Source organism: Mycobacterium angelicum (assembly GCF_002086155.1).
Classification (GTDB): Bacteria; Actinomycetota; Actinomycetes; order Mycobacteriales; family Mycobacteriaceae; genus Mycobacterium; species Mycobacterium angelicum.
Genome location: NZ_MVHE01000007.1, coordinates 77,396 through 96,028 on the forward strand (window position 1 = coordinate 77,396; position 18,633 = coordinate 96,028).

Annotated in this window: 16 protein-coding genes; 7 read left to right on the forward strand and 9 right to left on the reverse strand. The window is 66.5% G+C overall.

Translation table 11 applies throughout. The features are described 5' to 3' along the window. Window positions 1–178 precede the first annotated feature (178 nt). Window positions 179–844, forward strand: coding sequence for a 50S ribosomal protein L25/general stress protein Ctc (locus BST12_RS07345; RefSeq protein ID WP_083112539.1), 666 nt, complete (start codon window positions 179–181; stop codon window positions 842–844). 6 nt (window positions 845–850) lie between these two features. Beyond that, window positions 851–1,426, forward strand: a complete 576-nt coding sequence (gene pth, locus BST12_RS07350) for an aminoacyl-tRNA hydrolase (protein WP_083112453.1) — start codon at window positions 851–853, stop codon at window positions 1,424–1,426. A 13-nt stretch (window positions 1,427–1,439) separates the two neighbouring features. Here the strand turns inward: pth and BST12_RS07355 are convergent, their stop codons facing one another. The 5 genes from BST12_RS07355 to BST12_RS07380 all read right to left on the reverse strand — a co-directional run bounded on the left by BST12_RS07355 (window position 1,440) and on the right by BST12_RS07380 (window position 7,318). Beyond that, window positions 1,440–3,074 (reverse strand): fatty acyl-AMP ligase, encoded by a 1,635-nt coding sequence (locus BST12_RS07355; RefSeq protein ID WP_083112540.1) that lies wholly within the window; start codon window positions 3,072–3,074, stop codon window positions 1,440–1,442. A 206-nt stretch (window positions 3,075–3,280) separates the two neighbouring features. Beyond that, window positions 3,281–4,237, reverse strand: a complete 957-nt coding sequence (locus BST12_RS07365; protein ID WP_211281230.1) for a 4-(cytidine 5'-diphospho)-2-C-methyl-D-erythritol kinase — start codon at window positions 4,235–4,237, stop codon at window positions 3,281–3,283. A gap of 48 nt (window positions 4,238–4,285) precedes the next feature. Continuing rightward, window positions 4,286–5,200, reverse strand: coding sequence for a 16S rRNA (adenine(1518)-N(6)/adenine(1519)-N(6))-dimethyltransferase RsmA (rsmA, locus tag BST12_RS07370; protein WP_083112454.1), 915 nt, complete (start codon window positions 5,198–5,200; stop codon window positions 4,286–4,288). Continuing rightward, window positions 5,173–6,300 (reverse strand): resuscitation-promoting factor, encoded by a 1,128-nt coding sequence (locus BST12_RS07375; protein ID WP_211281225.1) that lies wholly within the window; start codon window positions 6,298–6,300, stop codon window positions 5,173–5,175. Before BST12_RS07375 ends, rsmA begins: the two co-directional genes overlap by 28 nt. Window positions 6,301–6,466: 166 nt before the next feature. After that, on the reverse strand, window positions 6,467–7,318 hold the full coding sequence (locus tag BST12_RS07380) for a TatD family hydrolase (RefSeq protein WP_083112543.1): 852 nt from the start codon (window positions 7,316–7,318) through the stop codon (window positions 6,467–6,469). A gap of 41 nt (window positions 7,319–7,359) precedes the next feature. Between BST12_RS07380 and metG the strand changes: the two genes are divergently transcribed. Both metG and BST12_RS07390 read left to right on the forward strand, forming a co-directional pair. Continuing rightward, on the forward strand, window positions 7,360–8,907 hold the full coding sequence (gene metG / locus BST12_RS07385) for a methionine--tRNA ligase (protein WP_083112544.1): 1,548 nt from the start codon (window positions 7,360–7,362) through the stop codon (window positions 8,905–8,907). A 196-nt stretch (window positions 8,908–9,103) separates the two neighbouring features. Continuing rightward, window positions 9,104–9,469 (forward strand): PAS domain S-box protein, encoded by a 366-nt coding sequence (locus BST12_RS07390; RefSeq protein ID WP_083112455.1) that lies wholly within the window; start codon window positions 9,104–9,106, stop codon window positions 9,467–9,469. 73 nt (window positions 9,470–9,542) lie between these two features. On the opposite strand, the gene BST12_RS07395 is transcribed toward BST12_RS07390, so the two are convergent. The 4 genes from BST12_RS07395 to BST12_RS07410 form a co-directional block, all read right to left on the reverse strand. Beyond that, the gene (locus BST12_RS07395) at window positions 9,543–10,238 is read right to left on the reverse strand and encodes a TetR/AcrR family transcriptional regulator (RefSeq protein WP_083112456.1); all 696 of its coding nucleotides are present in this window, start codon (window positions 10,236–10,238) and stop codon (window positions 9,543–9,545) included. 90 nt (window positions 10,239–10,328) lie between these two features. After that, complete coding sequence (locus BST12_RS07400; protein WP_083112457.1) at window positions 10,329–11,003, reverse strand: TetR/AcrR family transcriptional regulator; 675 nt, start codon at window positions 11,001–11,003, stop codon at window positions 10,329–10,331. A gap of 314 nt (window positions 11,004–11,317) precedes the next feature. Continuing rightward, window positions 11,318–13,021 carry a hypothetical protein gene (locus tag BST12_RS07405; RefSeq protein WP_083112458.1) on the reverse strand — a complete coding sequence of 568 codons (1,704 nt, stop codon included), beginning with the start codon at window positions 13,019–13,021 and terminating at the stop codon, window positions 11,318–11,320. A gap of 12 nt (window positions 13,022–13,033) precedes the next feature. After that, window positions 13,034–14,902: a putative bifunctional diguanylate cyclase/phosphodiesterase gene (locus BST12_RS07410; protein WP_083112459.1), complete on the reverse strand. Its 1,869-nt coding sequence runs from the start codon at window positions 14,900–14,902 to the stop codon at window positions 13,034–13,036. Between the two features lie 295 nt (window positions 14,903–15,197). Between BST12_RS07410 and BST12_RS07415 the strand changes: the two genes are divergently transcribed. The 3 genes from BST12_RS07415 to BST12_RS07425 are packed head-to-tail and all read left to right on the forward strand — an operon-like array spanning window position 15,198 to window position 18,615. Continuing rightward, on the forward strand, window positions 15,198–16,373 hold the full coding sequence (locus BST12_RS07415) for an NAD(P)/FAD-dependent oxidoreductase (protein ID WP_083112460.1): 1,176 nt from the start codon (window positions 15,198–15,200) through the stop codon (window positions 16,371–16,373). 5 nt (window positions 16,374–16,378) lie between these two features. Continuing rightward, window positions 16,379–17,278, forward strand: a complete 900-nt coding sequence (locus tag BST12_RS07420; protein WP_139801534.1) for an RNA polymerase sigma-70 factor — start codon at window positions 16,379–16,381, stop codon at window positions 17,276–17,278. A 47-nt stretch (window positions 17,279–17,325) separates the two neighbouring features. Then, window positions 17,326–18,615 (forward strand): aminodeoxychorismate synthase component I, encoded by a 1,290-nt coding sequence (locus tag BST12_RS07425; RefSeq protein WP_083112462.1) that lies wholly within the window; start codon window positions 17,326–17,328, stop codon window positions 18,613–18,615. The last annotated feature ends 18 nt before the right edge of the window (window positions 18,616–18,633 follow it).

Sequence of the window (18,633 nt, forward strand, 5' to 3'; positions counted from 1 at the left end):
ACGTCTGGGGCTGACGTGACAGTCGGTGCGGAATTTCCCCTGCACCCGTCACATGCGCTAACCTGACCGGGCGTCACGGCGAGGGTAGCTGGCCACCTCAACCAGCACCGTTATCGACGGAGACCGACAGTTCGTCGCGATCCTGGCCGTGCCCTACACACAGGAGCGAGCGACACACATGGCTAAGTCCACGGTCAACCAGCTGAGCGTCACGGTGCGCACCGAGACCGGTAAGGGCGCCTCCCGGCGCGCCCGGCGTGAGGGCAGGATTCCCGCCGTTCTCTACGGCCACGGCGCCGACCCGCAGCACCTCGAGCTGCCCGGGCACGACTTTGCGGCGGTGCTGCGCCACTCAGGCACCAACGCGGTGCTGACCCTGGACATCGCCGGCAAGGAACAACTGGCACTGACCAAGGCGCTCGATATCCACCCGATCCGACGCACCATCCAGCACGCGGACCTCTTGGTGGTCCGCCGCGGCGAGAAGGTCGTCGTCGAGGTCAGCGTCGTCGTCGAGGGCGAAGCCGGACCTGACACCCTGGTCACTCAGGATGCCAACGCAATCGAGATCGAGGCCGAAGCCCTCTCGATTCCCGAGCAGTTGACCGTGTCCGTCGAGGGCGCCGAACCCGGCACCCAGTTCACCGCCGGGCAGATCACCCTGCCGGCCGGCGTCAACCTGATCTCCGACCCCGAACTCCTGGTCGTCAACGTGGTTCAGGCGCCCACCGCGCAGGACCTCGCGGAAGAGGGCGCCGGCGAGGAAGGCGAGGCAGCCGAGGAGCCGGCGGCCGAGGAGGCCGGCGAGTCCGAGGGCGACACGGCCCAGGGCGAGTCCGAGTAGCCCGATATGGCCGAACCCCTTTTGGTGGTCGGCCTGGGCAACCCCGGAGAGAACTACGCCCGCACCCGGCACAACGTCGGGTTCTTCGTTGCCGACCTGCTGGCCGCCCGGCTAGGCGCAAAGTTCAAGGCGCACAAGCGCTCTGGCGCCGAAGTCGTCACCGGCCGGCTGGCCGGGCACTCGATCGTGCTGGCCAAACCGCGCTGCTACATGAACGAGTCCGGTCGACAGGTGGGACCGCTGGCGAAGTTCTACTCGGTGGCACCGGCCGACATCATCGTCATCCACGACGAACTGGACCTGGACTTCGGCCGAGTCCGGCTCAAATTCGGTGGCGGCGAAGGCGGCCACAACGGCGTCCGCTCGGTGGCATCGGCGTTGGGCACCAAGGACTTTCAACGGGTGCGCATCGGGATCGGCCGTCCGCCCGGACGCAAGGACCCGGCCGCCTTCGTGCTGGAGAACTTCTCGTCAGCAGAACGCACCGAGGTGCCCACAATTTGCGAACAGGCCGCTGACGCAACGGAATTGCTCATCGAACTAGGACTGGAACCCGCGCAGAACCGCGTCCACGCCTGGTAAGCCCCCAGCCGAACTAGGTGACCAGCGTCAGCGAATTGGACCGCCGCAGCTTGCCCGACGGCGTCTTCGGGATGGTTCCCGGCCCGAGCACCACGACGTTTCGCGGCCGCACATCAACCTCTTTGACGACCTCGTGGGCCACCTGGTGCTCGATGCGGCGCACCTCGGCGGGGTTCTCGTGGGCGTTCGATTCGACCGCGACGGCGAAGGACTCGCGCGAGTGCCCGGCGTCGAGGCGCACGGCCACTGCACAGCCCGGACGGACACCTTCCACGCGCCCGGCGGCCCGCTCGATGTCGGTCGGGTAGATGTTGCGCCCGGCCATGATGATGACGTCCTTGACCCGGCCACACACGACTACGTGGCCCTCCTCGGTGAGGTAGCCGAGGTCACCGGTGTCGTACCAGCCGTGCTCGTCCTGCGCCGGGATGAAGCCGCCCATGGTCAGGTAGCCCGGCGTCAGCGATTCCCCGCGCAGCTCGATGACACCGACGCCGCGGGCGGGCATGACGTCGCCCTGCTCGTCGATGATGCGGGCCTCCAGGTCCTGCAGCAGCGGCCCCAGGGTGGCCAGCCGGCGGGTGTTGCCCTTGGTGGCCGGAACGGCCCGGCGCAGCGCGGCCAGCAGGTCGGCGTCCACCTCGTCGACAACCAGACCCGAGTTGCACTTGGAGAAGGACACCGCCAGCGTGGTCTCGGCCATGCCGTAGGCCGGCAGGATCGCCGAGGACCGCAGCCCGAACGGCTTGCCCGCGTCCAGCAGGTCCTCGACGTCGGCGGGCTCGACGGGCTCGGCACCGGACAGCGCGAAACGCAGGGTCGACAGGTCGAAGTCGCCCGGCTTGGCCTGGCGGCGCAACCGCTTGGCCAGCAGCGCGTAGGCGAAGTTGGGCGCCGCGGTCATGGTGCCCTTGTACTTGTCGATCAGCTTGGCCCACAGCAGCGTGTCGCGCAGGAAGTCCATCGGCGTGACCTTGACCAGCTCCGCGCCGAAGAACATCGGGATGGTGAGGAAGCCGACCATGCCCATGTCGTGGAAGCAGGGCAGCCAGCTCACCATGACGTCCTTGTCGACGTCGTATTCGGCGCCGATGAACATCGCCTCGGCGTTGGAGTAGATGTTGCGGTGGGTGATCTGGACGGCTTTGGGGGAACCGGTGGAACCCGACGTCAGCTGCATCAGCGCCAGGTCGTCCTCGCCGACCTCGATGGGGTCGATCGGATCGGCCGCCAGCAGATCGCCGACGGTGAGCACCTTGATGCCCTTCTCCTCGAGCACCGGAATGGCGACCAGGAACGGCTCGGAAACGACGACGGCCTTGGCCTCGATCATGCCGATGACGGTCATGGTGTCTTCGGCCCACACGGCCAGGTCGGTCCGCGGCGTGGGCTGGTGCAGCATGGTCAGGCTGGCACCGCGCATCCACAGGCCCTGGGCCGTCGGGGCGATCTCCACCGGGAAGCCGGCAAGTACCCCGACCGCGTCACCCAGGCCGATGCCGGCGGCCGCCAGGCCACCTGCGATACAGCGGGCGCGCTCGTGGACTTCACCCCAGGTGTGGCGGACGGGCTCGTGGGGTTCACCTGTGACCATGCCCGTTGTCGCCGTGCGGGCATTGCGGAACATCTTCTCGGTGAACCTGCTCAAAGCAAACCTCCTCGGTTCCGGACCCGGGGTCCGGTTTTTCATGTTCCGCCTGCTGTACATAACTTTGCGACAGGCGCGCGCTCACAGTTGGGGAGCGGTTAGGTCTCGGTGCGGTGATGAGAACACCGCGGATTATCTTAAGCAACTCTTAAGTAACTGCCAAACGCACGCGCGATTTGAGGCAGATTTCACAGTTTGGGCATGCTTCAGGCTTCTGACGGCGCCGGTACCACCCGGGCGCCCGGCACCGGCCCGGTCGCCACGCGCACGGTGCGGCACACACCCGCCCCCGACAGCTGCGTGCCCACATCGATCGCCGAGGCCGCCGACGCACACAGAAACGCACACGTGGGACCCGAGCCGGACACGATCCCAGCCAGGGCTCCCGCCTCCACGCCGGCGCGCAGCGCCCGCCGCAGCGTGGGATCCAGGCTCACCGCGGCGGCCTGCATTTCGTTACCCAGCAGCGGCGCCAGCTGCTCGGGATCACCGGCCGCCAACGCGGCCAGCACCGGCCCGGGCTCATCGAGGCGCGGCGGATCACCGGCCTCGCGCAGCCGGTCCAGCTCGGCGAACACCGCCGGCGTCAGCAGACCATTCTCGGCGAAGGCCAGCACCCAATGGAATGTGTTGCGGGACAACACGGTCGCCAGCTCCTCGCCGCGACCCGTGCCCAGCGCGGTGCCCCCGTGCAGCGCGAACGGCACGTCGCTGCCCAGCCGCGCGGCGAGCATGCGCAGGTCGCGGCGGGGCAGGCTGAGCTCCCACAGCGAGTTCATCGCCACCAGTACCGCGGCCGCGTCCGCACTGCCGCCGGCCATCCCGCCGGCCACCGGAATCGATTTGTCGATCAGGATCGACACGTCCGGAGCGCGGCCCACGTGGTCGGCCAACAGCTCGGCCGCCTGCCAGGCCAGGTTGCCTTCGTCGATAGGCAGCTTGTCGGCCCCCTCGCCGACGAGCTCGAGCGACAGCACATCGGCGTTGCGGACGGTCACCTCGTCGACCAGCGAAACCGCATGAAACACCGTCGTCAGCTCGTGATAGCCGTCCTCGCGGCGATCGCCGACGGCCAGGTAGAGGTTGACCTTGCCCGGCACGCGGACGGTGACCGACCCGGTGGGCACCCATAATTCAGCGGTGTTGCCGTCAGATATCACCAGCCACCGCCACCGCAGCAGACTATCGCTGTCACCGGCGAACCACACGCATCAGCTCGCCGAAACGTGCCGCTCGTCGCCGGCACCGTCGGAACGCCGCAGCAGCCGCACAAAGTCGTCGATGGACAGCGTCTCACCGCGCCGGGCGGGGTCGATGCTGGCCGCCAGCAGCCGATTGGCCGACTCGTTGCCCGAGCCTGCCCACTCGGCGAAAGCGTTGCGCGCCGTCTTGCGCCGCTGCGCGAATGCGATGTCCACCAGCTCGAAGACCCGCTTACGGAAGCCGTCGTCGACGGGCCAGGGCGAAGATTCGTACCGGTCGATGCGAACCAACCCGGAGTAGACCCGCGGAATGGGCCAGAACACCGTCGGCGACACGGTGCCGCAACGGCGAACCCGGCCGAAAAACCGCACCTTCACGCTGGGCACGCCGTACTCCTTGCCGCCGGGCTCGGCGGCGAGTCGTTCGGCGACCTCGGCCTGCACCATCACCGTCACGACGCGGATAGAGGGAAACTCGGCCAGCAGATGCAGCAGCGCGGGGACGGCGACGTTGTAGGGCAGGTTGGCCACCACCGCGGTCGGCTCGACGGCCAACTCCGCCTTGCGCAGCGACAGGATGTCGCGATTGAGCACGGTCAGCCGCTGAATTTCGCTGTGCGAGTGTTCGGCCACAGTCTGCGGCAGCCGATCGGCCAGCACCGGGTCGATTTCGACGGCGGTGACGGCAGCGCCGCGATCGAGCAGGGCCAGCGTCAGCGAGCCCAGCCCGGGTCCGACCTCGAGAACGAGGTCGGACCGGCCGATGCCGGCGGCCGCAACCACCCGTCGCACCGTGTTGGCGTCATGGACGAAGTTTTGTCCGAGCGATTTGCGGGGCCGGAAGTCCAGCTCCTTGGCCAGCCGCCTGATCTCGGTACGTCCGAGAAGCCGAATCGTCAGCGGGCACCCGCTCGTCCACTGCATACCGGCCAGGCACCCCAGCCCTGACGCGCACGGGTCACCTCGGCAACCGCAATCTGCTCTTCCCGAGTGGCCAGGTCGGCGCGCGAGGCGTAGCGCAGGCCCCCGTTGGCCTCCCAGGTGCCCTGATCGAACTGCACACCGCCGTAATAGCCGTTGCCGGTGTTGATGGCCCAGTTTCCGCCGGCCTCACAGCCGGCGATCGCGTCCCAGATGTTTCCGTCGTTCACCGGCGGCACCTCGGTACCGGGCTTGGTCCCCACCCGCACCACGGCTTCGCGGGCCGGCGTGATGACGGTGTTGGCGATCGGCAGCCGGCCGACCTCGACACCGTTGACCTGGGCTACGGCGAACGTCACGTCCTGGGTGCCCGGGCTGCCGGCGTCTTCGACGATCTCGCGGCTCATGTTCATGTCCGGGTCCTCGATGCGGCGCGCGTTCGGTGGCAGCGGCAACCGCTCGGTTACCCGCTCGATGCGGTTGCGGGTCACCTGGATCTCCATGCCGTCGACGATCGGCGACGTCGCACTGGGCGTCACCTGGTCACTGTCCAGCAGCGGCACACCTGCGGCGCTCAGCAGCCCCGCGACGTTGGGCGCGGGCAGGTGGACCGTGCGCACCTCACCGCCGTCGTTGATCTGCACCGTCTTGGCGCTGACGACCGGCAGCGCCATCCCGTCCAGCGGCACGCGACTGCCGCGCGAAGCGGCGGCGGGAGCGGTGTCGGTCATCGCGAGCTGGGCCAGCGCCTCGTCCACCGTCGACGCCGTCGTCCACACCTTCTTGGTCCCGTGTCCGTCCAGCGAGATCTCCAACGGGCGGCTGCGCCGCAGCACGATGTTGGCGGCATCGGAAACCACCACATCGGCGGCCGGGTACAGGTCATCCCGCTCGTCGACGGAGAAGCCGTTCTCCTGGACGATGTCGATCACCCGCGACTTCATCGTGGTCACCCGCATCGCGGTCCCGTCGACGGTCAACGTCACGGTCTTGGACGCCGACACCGCATATCCACCGGCGAATGCCAGCGTCAGCAGTAAGGCACCAACCATGAGGCGCAATATCGGTGATTGGGTCTGGTGAAGTTTTGTAATCAGATTCAATGTCCGTGTATCCCGACCTCAGCAAAAACCAGTTACGAATCGATGACCTACTAATCCGAAAATGACAAATGGGCCCTCAGGCCCACCCGTTCGATCACAAGACGGTAACGAATCGGCGAATGCGGAGCAACCCGAACGCGGGTGTATTAGCGCACAGCCTGGGCGATCATAGCAGTGCAGTTCGCACTCCATAGGCCCGGCGCGCATTGCTCGTTGTGATGTTCGCCAAGTCCTCGGGCCGACGATTGAGCAGCTCAGCGAGGGCCCGGACGGTGTAGGGCAGACAATAGGATTCGTTCGCTGCGCCGCGGTAAGGATGCGGAGTCAAAAACGGCGCATCGGTTTCCACCAGAAGTTGCTCGGGCGGTATCAGCGCAACGGCTTCGCGTAGCTCGCGCGCGTTACGGAAGCTGACGGTCCCCGACAGGCTCAGCAACCATCCGGCCGCCACACACTCGCGGGCCATCGCGCTGTCCGAGGAGAAGCAATGAAAGATCACCGTTTCGGGCGCGCCTTCGGCGCGCAGCACGTCGAGCACCTCGCGGTCGGCCTCGCGATTGTGGATCATCAGCGGCTTGCCGGTTCGCTTGGCCAGGTCGATATGCCAGGCGAAAGCCTCGCGCTGCGCGTCGGGCTGCGCGCAACCATCGAGCCGGCCCGGCCAGTACATGTCCATGCCGGTCTCGCCGACGGCAACGACCCGCGGATGGGCCACCAGAGCCTCGATCTCGGCGCGGGCGGCGTCGGTCAGCGCGTCCACCCGCGTCGGGTGCAACGCCACCGCGGCGTACACCCGCGGATTCCACTCGGCGGCCCGCGTCACCCAGCGCGCCGAGTCCAGATCGTCGGCAATCGTGACCACCGCTTCCACGCCTACGGCCGCGGCGCGCTCGACGATGGCAGCCACGTCGTCGGCATCAACGGCGCCGCAGGCATCCAGATGGGTGTGGGCGTCGATCAACGGCGCCAATGGTTCCGGCGGGGGTGGCGGTTGTCTGCGATTGGAGCTCACGCGCACACAATAGGTCGACCCCATAAGGTGGGATCCCAATGAACGCTCTGCAGCCCTATTACGTCACCACCGCGATCGCGTATCCCAACGCGGCGCCGCACGTGGGTCACGCCTACGAATACATCGCCACCGACGCGATTGCCCGGTTCAAGCGGCTCGACGGCTTCGACGTGCGCTTTTTGACCGGAACCGACGAGCACGGCCTCAAGGTCGCCCAAGCGGCAACGGCCGCGGGCGTCCCGACCGCCGAACATGCCCGGCGCAATTCCGATGTGTTCGAGCGCATGCAGAAAGTGCTCAACATCTCCTTCGACCGTTTCATCCGCACCACCGACGCCGACCACCACGAAGCGTCCAAGGACATCTGGCGGCGCATGGCGGCGGCCGGCGATATCTACCTGGACAACTACGCCGGCTGGTATTCGGTGCGCGACGAGCGGTTCTTCGTCGAATCCGAGACCCAACTCCGCGAAGACGGCACCCGGATCGCGATGGAGACCGGCACCCCGGTGACCTGGACCGAGGAGCAGACCTATTTCTTCCGGCTTTCGGCGTATACCGACAAGCTGCTGGCCCACTACAAAAACAACCCCGACTTCATCGCTCCGGAAGCGCGGCGAAACGAGGTCGTCAGCTTCGTCTCCGGCGGACTGGACGATCTGTCGATATCCCGTACCTCATTCGACTGGGGAGTGCAGGTACCCGAGCATTCCGATCACGTCATGTACGTGTGGGTCGATGCGCTCACCAACTACCTGACCGGGGCCGGTTACCCCGACACCGACTCGGATTTATTCCGCCGCTACTGGCCCGCCGATCTGCACATGATCGGCAAGGACATCATCAGGTTTCACGCCGTCTACTGGCCGGCGTTCTTGATGTCAGCTGGAATCGAGTTGCCCCGCAGGGTTTTCGCACACGGCTTCCTGCACAACCGCGGCGAGAAGATGAGCAAGTCGGTGGGCAACACCGTCGACCCTGTTGCGCTGGTCGAGACGTTCGGCGTGGACCAGGTGCGGTACTTCCTGCTGCGCGAGGTCCCGTTCGGCCAGGACGGCAACTACAGCGACGACGCCATCATCACCCGGATCAACACCGACCTCGCCAACGAACTGGGCAACCTGGCCCAGCGGTCGTTGTCGATGGTGAACAAGAACCTGGGCGCGGTGGTGCCCGAACCCGGCGAATTCACCGAGGCCGACACGGCCCTGCTCAGCACAGCCGACGCCTTGCTGGAGCGGGTGCGCGCCAACTTCGAGACCCAAGCGATGCATCTGGCCCTAGAGGCGATTTGGCTGATGCTGGGCGACGCGAACAAGTACTTTTCGGCCGAGCAGCCGTGGGTGTTGCGCAAGAGCGAGTCCGAGGCCGACCAGATCAGGTTCCGCACCGTGCTCTACACCACCTGCGAGGCGGTCCGCATCGCCGCGCTGCTGGTGCAGCCGGTTATGCCGGAGTCGGCCGCAAAGCTGCTCGATCTGCTCGGCCAGCCCGCTGACCAACGGTCATTCGTTGCGCTGAGTCAACGAATTGTTCCGGGCACTGCGCTGCCCTCGCCGACCGGCGTGTTTCCCCGCTACCAGGCACCCGACTAGCCGCCAGTCTGGTTGTCCATCAAGCAGATTCGATGGTGTTGAAAACACTGCTGCGATACCGTTCAAGAACGCGCCGCACCCCGCACCGAGAGCTGCTGGCGAGCGCCAAATAAGCGATTCCGGTAGGCGGGTCTGTGTTATAGGCCATAATCGGGCTGTGGAGCGACGACGAAATCGGCAGCCCAGCCAATCGCCGATGACCACCTTGAAGCAGTTGCCGGCGCTGGTTGTCCTGGAAAGAATTCCGGTCCCCGTCCTGGCCATCGGGCACGACGGCAGCATCTTGTTCACCAACTCCGCGTTCGCCGCGATGGTCGGCTGCGAACCCGAAGAGGTGCTGTCGCTGCGGTTCCATCAGATCTTCCATCAGGCCCCGGCCTCGGAATCGTCGCTGCTCTCATTCGTCCACGCGCTTGCCAACGAGGTCGTCGAACTGGCACACAAGGACGGCTCGGTGGTGCGCGCGCTGATGAGCAGGTCGGCGGTGCGGCGCGCCGACGACCGCTTTGCGTTGGCGACGTTCCAGGATCTGACCGAGCAGCTCTGGGAAGACGGCGGCTAGCCCAGGCAAACCATCAGTTCGGCGGCCGGGTCGTTCTCATTCCCGCGGTATCCAACCGGCGCTAGCCTTTCAGCTACCGGTGGGCATCGCCGCCCGCAATCGACGCACGGGCATGGCGCAACGCTTCGCGGTCCAGGAATTGCCGGAAATACGGCAGCGATGCGTCAGCGACGATACCGGGGAGCAGCAGGCCCCAGATCTGACTCAATCGCGCGCTGAGGTCGTCGGACAGTCCGTCGCCGCTGCGGGTCCCAGACATCGAGATGGACAACAATCGCGTACCTAACATGGCGCCCACGATCGATGCACTGACCACGTCCGGATCGACGTCTTCACGCAGGTCAGCCTCGGTGACGGCCCGGCGGGCCTGGGCGGCCATCGTGTCCACCCATCTTGCGCAGGAGCGGGCTGCCGCATCATTGAATCCGCTTAAGGCAGCAGTCAGTTGCTCGGCGGCGCGGGCCGTCTTGTCCGCAATGAGTATGTTGGCGATCGCAAAAGTACCGTGGATCATGTTCTCCAGGGCGGGCGAGGCCGAACCACAGACACTGTGAAAGGCTCCGATCAATACCTCGGAGCCTTCGTCGATGATGTCGGAAGCCAGCGCTTCCTTGGAATCGAAGTGGTGGTACAGCGCACCCTTCGTCATGCCGGTCCGCTCGATGATCGTGCCCCAGCTGGCCGCGGCGTACCCGACTTCGCTGAACACGTCGATCGCGGCGTCGAGAATCTTTCGTCGGGTCAGCTCGGATCGAACTTGGCGCGCCATCTTTGCTGCACCTCCGACAGTGCCGTCGATCCGCTTAGGCTCTCCAACCTCCGCGTCTCATATTTCCTGGTCAGAGCGTGAGCCTAACAGTCACTGCGCCGCCTTGGGCGAGGCGGAGCTGATCGCCAGCGCGGTACGCCGCCTGATGAATTGCCGGAAGTAATCGCTTCGGCCGGGCTGCAGGAGGCCGCCCAGCAGCAGTGCCCAGCACTTTTCCAGGTCCTGGAGAAAGCGTGCGGGATCGTCCAGATCGCTGGTTTGCCGCAACCCCATATACATGGAAGCGACCAGCCGTCCGACATCCTCGGGCGCACATCCTTCGGCGACATCGCCCTCGGCGATGGCACGCTCGACCACCTCGGCAAGGGATTCGATCCACGCGCCCAGCAATCTCTCCCGCAGCCCGCCGGTGGACCCCACCGACCCGAGCAAATTCGACGCCGCCCTCGACATGTTCTGGGTGATGTCCTGAACGGCCGTGATGTAGCAGAAGTCAATGAGCGTCTCCAGGCCCGAAAGCTGCTTGGCGAGTAGTTCTTCGACAGCTGAGCGGCCGGCGACGATGTGTTGTTCGATGATCGCGACGGCCAGCGCGTGCTTGGAGCGGAAGTGGAAATACATTGCGCCCTTGGTCAATTCGGCCTCGGCGAGGATGTCGTCGAGTCCGACCGCGTAGTAGGGCTTGCCGGAGAATTGGTGGGCTGCCGCGCGCAGGATCTGGTTCCGGGTAGTGTCTGCTCGCCCGTCGGGCGAATCGGTCGTCACCTGACTCGAAGGACTCATGGCATCGATCGAGCAATGCGTCGGGGACCATCGGCGACACGAGGGAGGCCGGTACCGTTGGTCGAGACGATCGCCTTCACGTTCGCGATGCCTTCCTCCAGCAGGACAGGTATTGAGCATTCACCGGGTGTCTCCGCCGGTTCGACGGATTGCAGCGGGCGCAGCATCTGAGATTATCAGCCCTGCGCCTCGACCTGCAGCGTTCCATGCTGTGGTGCCGCACACCGCGTCTGGAAATACTTGCGGTTGGCTAGCCGTCGATTTCCGTTTCAAAAGTATGCATTTGCCGTCAGTCGTCAACTGCCGGCTACCGTCTGGTCATCACGCGGAATGTCCAGTGTGGCAATGGGATAGAACCCGGAGTCATCGCGCCCGTCGCGGGCCAACAGCATCGGCGGATAGTTCACCGCGTGCGAGCCGTTTGGTTTGTGCTGTTGCCAATCGATCGCGGCCCGCAGCGTGTAGTGGCCCGGCGGTAAGCCCTTCAGATCAACCCGGACCGTCTCGGTGGCCGACGCCGGCGGTGGCTGGTCGGTGCTGCTGGAGGTGTCGGGGACCAAACTCTTGAGGTCCGCGGTGGAGGGCAGCGTCCGAATCGCCTGCCCGGTGAAGTCCACCAACCGGTAGCCAGGGACCCATTTCTCGGTAGCGGCCGCCGCGCCGTAGTTGGTCCAGGTGACCGATATCGTGGCCACCTTGTCCTGTAGCGCCTGGGACCCGGGACGCGCTTCCACCGAGTATCGGTAACCGGAGGTCGCGTTGGCTTGTGCCCACAGCACGTACAGCTTGGGGTCCATCTGCGAGGTGGCGTTCTGGGCCGGAAAGTTGACGCTCGACGTCATCGAGACGTGATACCTCAGGACGTCGTGCAGCGCCTTCTTGTAGTAGGCCTCCGGCGTTGTCCCGCTGGGCAATTCGCACCACTGGCTCATCACCGGGGCTGTGGTGAGCCGCTGGCGCAGCGCGCCGACGAGTGCGTCGTTGGTCTGCACGTAATGCGAACTGCTGGATTCGGCCCACGGCGGCAACGGTGCAGCGACCCCCAGGCAGTCCGCGCTGATGCCGACGGGCGCGGCCAGTTTCTTCGTCACGTCGTCGGCGAGTAGTTCGCGCACTACTTCCGGGTTGTTGGGGGCGACGACCAATTGGGTGTGGCCGAAGGCGCCGACGTTGGCGGCGACCAGCTGCTGAACCGACGCGGTGGTGATGGTCTGGTCCCGGAACTGGCTGTAATACCCCAGGGCCTTTTCACTTTCGTCCGGCCCGGGGCCGGCAGCGTTGAGCGAGTCGCGCAGATAGCCGAGCTGATTTTCGCTCGCGTCGCCGTACCCGGAGAACTCGAACACGCTGAGCCGCTCGTCACCGTCGTAGCGGCGCCCGAGCGCGGCCAGCAGCTGCCCGAAGTCGTTGAGATAGGTCGGGTCGTTGAAGTTGGGCACCACCTGAGTCACCCCGGCGCCAGCACCGTTCGCCGGCCCGGGGTAGGCGGTGTTGGTGCCGGGAATTGCGCGCTCCCAGTCCGGAATCGCGATGTTGGTGTTGTCCGGATACGAAGAGCTACAGCATGAGCTGTAGGCGTACACCCGCAGCGTCAACCGCATGCCGCGCTCGGCGAGCTTGTTCAGTGCGTCGTCGATCGCGCTGAAGTCGTACTTGCGGTCGTCGGGAGCATCCGGCGGCAGGGAGTGCGGATCGGTGGGCTGCAACTGCCGCCACGAAAAACGCAAGCTGGCGTCATAGGAGGCGGGCCACGCGGGGTAGCGCTGCTGCACCCGGGCGCCCTGCGGGAAAAGCGGCTGCATCTGGTATTCGTATTGTCCGCGTAGCGGATTCGGGATCTCCTGGGCGGCCGCCGGGATGGCCGGACTGACCATCGCGGTCAACGGGCCGGCCGGGGTTTGGTTGCGGCTGCACCCGATCAGCCCACCGAGTAGTCCACCCAGCAGCAGGACCGCGCACGCGACAACGACAAGGACGTGTTTCCTAATTGTTCGAACCACTCTCACCTAGAGCTAGATGGCACCGAGCGTCAGCGCCTCGCGGTCGGCGAGGAACGGCATCGGCATCCAGCGCGCGGACAGCAACGCCTCCATGGCGTTGCCCGGGACAGGGCGCGACAGCAAGAATCCTTGCGCACGGTGGCACCCATGTTGCATCAAAGTCAGTGCGGCGGCCGGTGTTTCAACACCTTCGGCAACCAGCTGCAGGCCGAACGCCTCGGCCAGGCCGATGATGGCGCGAACGATCGCCAGGTCGCCGGCGTTGGTACCCAGATCGCGCACGAAGCCGGTGTCGATTTTGAGCATGTCGACCGGCAACGACTTCAGGTGCGACAACACGGCATAACCGGTGCCAAAGTCGTCGATGGCGATCTGGACCCCGACCTCTTTTAGTTCCGAAAGAGTTTTGCGAGTGGCCTCGATGTCGTGCACCACTGCGCGCTCGGTGATTTCGAGGCATACCGATCCGCCGTCAATGCCGAACTCCTCGATGGTGTCGGCGACGCTGCGGACAAAGCCGCGCGTAATCAATTGAACCGGCGACACATTGATCCGCAGGATCGCGCTCTGTCCCACGCCGTTGGCTCGCCACCGGCTGAATTCGGCACACGCGCTTCGCATCACCCAGCGGCCGAGTTCGCCGGCCAGGTTCGTCGATTCGGCGACCCCGATGAACGAATCCGGCAGCAGCAGACCCCAAATCGGGTGCCGCCAGCGGACCAGCGCCTCGGCGGCCACGATCGCCCCGGTCCACAGGTCGACCTCGGGCAGATAGTGCAGCAGCAGCGCCTCGCTGTCGATGTCGCCCTGCAGATGCAGCTCAATGTCGTTGCGGAAGGCACTCTTCAGCGACATGTCGTCGGTGGAGATCGCGACCTGGTTGCCGCCGGCGCGCTTGGCCGTCAGCACCGCCTCGTCGGCGCGGCGCAGCAGGTCAGTGCTGTTGTCGCGACCCGGCATGCCCACCGCCACCCCGATGCTGACCGTGCGGGTGATCTGATGGCCCCCGATCGCCAGGCGTTCGCGCAGCATCGTGCCGAGACGGCGGGCGAACGCCTCGGCGGTGCCGCTCGACATCGCCTGCTCCGGAATGACGACGAACTCGTCGCCGCCCAGGCGGGCGATCATGCTCTGCGGTCCGGCGCATACCCGCAATCGTTGCGCGAACACCCGGATGAACCAGTCGCCGGCGGTATGGCCGAGATAGTCGTTGATCGACTTCAGCCGGTCCAGATCCAGGTACAGAACGGTGACGGGTCCCGACTGGCCGACGGCCAGTCGCTCGGAAAGATGAGCGACCAGCGCGCGACGGTTGTACAGGCCGGTCAGGTCGTCGTGCTCGGCCAGGTAGCGCAGCTTCTCCTCGGCGGCAATACGGGCTTGCAGCTGGGCGAACAAGGCGGCGACCGCCTCGAGGGTGTTGATCTCTTCTTGCTTCCACTTCCTGGCGCCGAACTTGACGAAGACGAGTACGCCGGTGGTCATCTCCCCGGACACCAGCGGTGCGGCCGCGACCGAGGGCGGTGCTGCCGCCTGCCTGCCGCCGCCCATCCAGCGCTGCAGCGACCGGTTGCTCTGATCCGGCCGGATCACCACCGGCTTTCTGCCGTGCTCGCATTGGGCCAGCACCGGGTCGGCGCTGGTGAAGTGCACGACGGCGTGCGGGTCGGGATCCGGAATGTCGGTTCGCGGTGGCCATTCGGCGACCAGAATCGAAGCCCGGATCTCGTGGTCGTGGTGACGCAGGAAACTCGCGTCCACATCGAACTGCTCAACGAGCTGCGCGAGTACCTTCTCGCTCACCTTAGTAGCGGTGGATGCGGTGGCCTCCATGAGCTGAGTGGCTACCGAGGTGACGACGAGGTCCAAGCTGCGCGGCAACTCCGACCTCCGGTGTGTGTACACGTATCAAAAAAGATGGGCGACTGGCCCAATTATGGGGTACTGAACCCCGAATGGCGCAGGTCACGCTTCGATATTCGTGAGAGAAGGGTAGCACCGGCGGCCATTGGGCCGCCGCCCAAACCGTTTCACCCCGGCGTTCCTGCTTTGCGACACGCAGCGTGATCCGGCTCACAATCGCACCGGAACTGTCACGCCCGACCGGTCCGCGGTGTCTGGAGGTCACAACCGTTTTCAGGTACCGCACCAACCACAACAAGAGGGAGAGATAGCCATGACTGGTCAACGGACGCACGTCATCGTCGTGGGTGGCGGATACGCCGGCACCGTCGCCGCCAACCACCTGCGCCTGCGCGACGACGTGGACATCACCCTGGTCAACGCTCGTCCGGTCTTCGTCGAACGGATCCGCCTGCACCAGTTGGCCGCCGGCTCCGGGACCGCCACCGTCGAATACCCGACCCTGCTCGGCGAAGGCATCGAGCTGGTCGTCGAGACCGTCGACCGCATCGACGCCGCCGCGCGCACCGTGGTGCTGGCATCGGGTGCGGAATTGAGCTACGACTACCTCATCTATGCGGTGGGCAGCAGCGGTGCGACGCCGGCAGTGCCCGGCGCCGCCGAATACGCCTTTTCGGTCGCCGATCTGGACAGCACGCAGCGGCTGCGTTATGCGCTGGCCGATTTGCCCGCCGACGCGCCCATCATCGTCGTCGGCGGCGGCCTGACCGGTATCGAGGCGGCTGCCGAATTCGCCCAGCTGGGCCGCCCGGTCACCCTGGTGTGCGGCAGCGTCTTGGGTCCGTCGCTGAGCAGGCGGGGCCGGCGTTCGGTAGGCAAGCAGCTGCGCAAACTCGGGGTGGACGTGCTGGAATCCGCGGCGGTCACCGAAGTGCGGTGGGATGCGGTGGTGCTGGCTGACGGCACCGCGCTGCCCAGCGCGGCCACGGTGTGGACCGCCGGGTTCGGGGTACCGGATCTGGCCGCCCGCAGCGGGCTGCGCACCGACGCCCTGGGCCGGCTGCTCACCGACGAAACCCTGACCAGCATCGGCGACCAGCGCATCATCGGCGCGGGCGATGCCGTCGCGCCGTCCGGCCAGCCGCTGCGGATGAGCTGCCAAGCCGCCGGGCCGCTGGGAGCCCAGGCCGCCAACACCGTGCTCAGCCGCATCGCCGGCGACACCCCGGCGGCCATCAGCCAGGCCTTCGTCGGACAGTGCATCAGCCTGGGCCGCTCGTATGCCACCGTCCAGCTGGCACGCTCCGACGACACCCCGATCAACGCCTACATCGGCGGCCGGGTGGCGGCTTCCATCAAGGAAGCGGTCTGCAAGGGCACGGTGTGGTCCATCCGGCACGAAGCGGCCAAGCCCGGCTCCTACTTCTGGTTCCGGGGCGGCAAGCGGCCCGCGCAGCTGCCCACCGAGCAGCAGGTCGCGCTGCGATGACCGGAATGTCGGGGGCAACCGAAGAGCACGCCGAACGGTTCACCCTGCTGCGCCCGCTGCTGTTCACCATCTCCTACGAAATCCTGGGCTCGGCAACCGAATCCGACGATGTACTGCAGGACAGCTACTTGAGGTGGGCGGCCGTGGACCTGTCGACCGTGCAGGACACCAAGTCCTACCTGGCGCAACTGGTTACCCGGCAGGCGCTCAACGCGTTGCGGGCCGGGGCCCGCCGCCGCGAGGACTACGTGGGTCCCTGGCTGCCCGAGCCGCTATTGCTCGACGAGCAGGACCCGTCGGCCGATGTTGTGCTGGCGGAATCGGTTTCGATGGCGATGCTGGTCCTGCTGGAGACCCTGAGTCCCGACGAGCGAGCGGTGTTCGTGCTGCGCGAGGTGTTCGGCTTCGACTACGGCGAGATTTCCGAGGCGGTGGGCAAGCCGGCCGCCACGGTGCGACAGGTCGCCCATCGCGCCCGGGAACACGTACGGGCGCGGCGCAAGAGATTCGACGACGTCGACCCGCAACGCAGCGCGCAGATCACCGCGCAGTTCCTGGCCACCGCGGCCAGCGGTGACGTGGAGTCGCTGATGGCGATGCTGGCACCCGACGCAACCTGGATGGCCGACAGTGGCGGCAAGGTCAGCGCGGCACGCAAGCCGGTGGTAGGCGCCGAGCGGGTGGCGCGGGCCATCGCCGGGCTGATGCGCAAGGCGGGGGCCGAACTGAACGTCGAGATGGTGACCTGCAACAGCGCCCCGGCGGTGTTGCTGTACCTCGGCAAGCACCTCTTGGGAGTGATCACTCTGGAGATCGCCGGCGACAAGATCACCAACTTCTACGTGATGCGTAACCCCGACAAGTTGGCGGCCCTGGCCACCGCGCGCGAGATCAGCCGCAGCTAAACCAGTCCCTGGCGTGCGAAGATCCACCGTTCTGTCAAGCTAAGGCGGTGCGTATCGACCGGCTCGGCAATCTTGGCGAGGCACCCCAAGTGCTGCGCGCGGTCGGCTATGCCACCGCCCGGCTGGGTTTGCCGCCCCCGGCCGCATTGACCGGTGAATGGTTCGGAGCGCTGGCGGTGATCGCCCCGAGCGTCGCGGTGCGCCCGGTGCAGGTCAGCGATGCATTCGCCACTAGCGCGGCGGTCTCGCCGGCGAGCACGGCGCCCGGGTTCAGCGAGGTGGGGGGCGGCTGGATCGGCTATCTGTCCTACCCGGACCCCGGCGCCGACGGACAACCCGGCCGGATCCCCGAAGCCGCAGGTGGCTGGACCGATTGCGTGCTGCGCCGCGACCGCGACGGGCAGTGGTTCCACGAGAGCCTCTCGGGTGCCGCGATGCCGGACTGGCTGGCCAGCGCGCTGGCCGCAACGCCGGCCCCGATTCCGGCCCAGCCGCCTAGATCGGCACCCGCGTGCCGAATTAATTGGGCGCCCGCCGACCGGCCAGCACACCGCGACGGGGTGCTGGCCTGCCTGGAAGCCATAGCCGCCGGCGAGGTGTACCAAGCGTGCGTGTGCACCCAATTCACCGGCACGGTCAACGGCTCACCGCTGGACTTCTTCATCGACGGAATCGCGCGCACCACGCCGGCGCGGGCGGCCTTCGTCGCCGGCGACTGGGGCGCGGTGGCCTCACTGTCGCCGGAGCTTTTCCTGCGCCGCCGCGGCGACGTCGTGGCGTCCAGCCCCATCAAGGGAACGCTGCCACTGGACGCCTGGCCGTCGGCGCTGCGCGCTTCACCCAAAGAAGTGGCCGAGAACATCATGATCGTGGACTTGGTTCGCAATGACCTTGGGCGCGTGGCGATTACCGGCACGGTCACGGTGCCCGAGCTGTTGGTGGTGCGGCGCGCGCCCGGGGTGTGGCACCTGGTGTCCACGGTGTCGGCGCGCGTTCCTATCGAATTGCCGACCTCGGCGCTGCTGGATGCCGCCTTCCCGCCGGCATCCGTCACCGGAACTCCGAAACTTCGTGCCCGCCAACTGATTTCGACATGGGAACAGCATAGGCGTGGAATATACTGCGGCACAGTCGGTTTGGCATCGCCAATCGCCGGGTGTGAGCTCAATGTCGCGATCCGGACCGTCGAGTTCGACGCCTTGGGCACTGCCGTGCTGGGCGTCGGCGGCGGAATCACGGCCGATTCCGACCCCGACGCCGAATGGGAGGAATGCCTACACAAGGCGGCTCCGGTCGTCGGGCTCCCGGCAGCGCCGAACGCGACCCGGGTGGGCTGACCCCAGCAAACTCGAGCC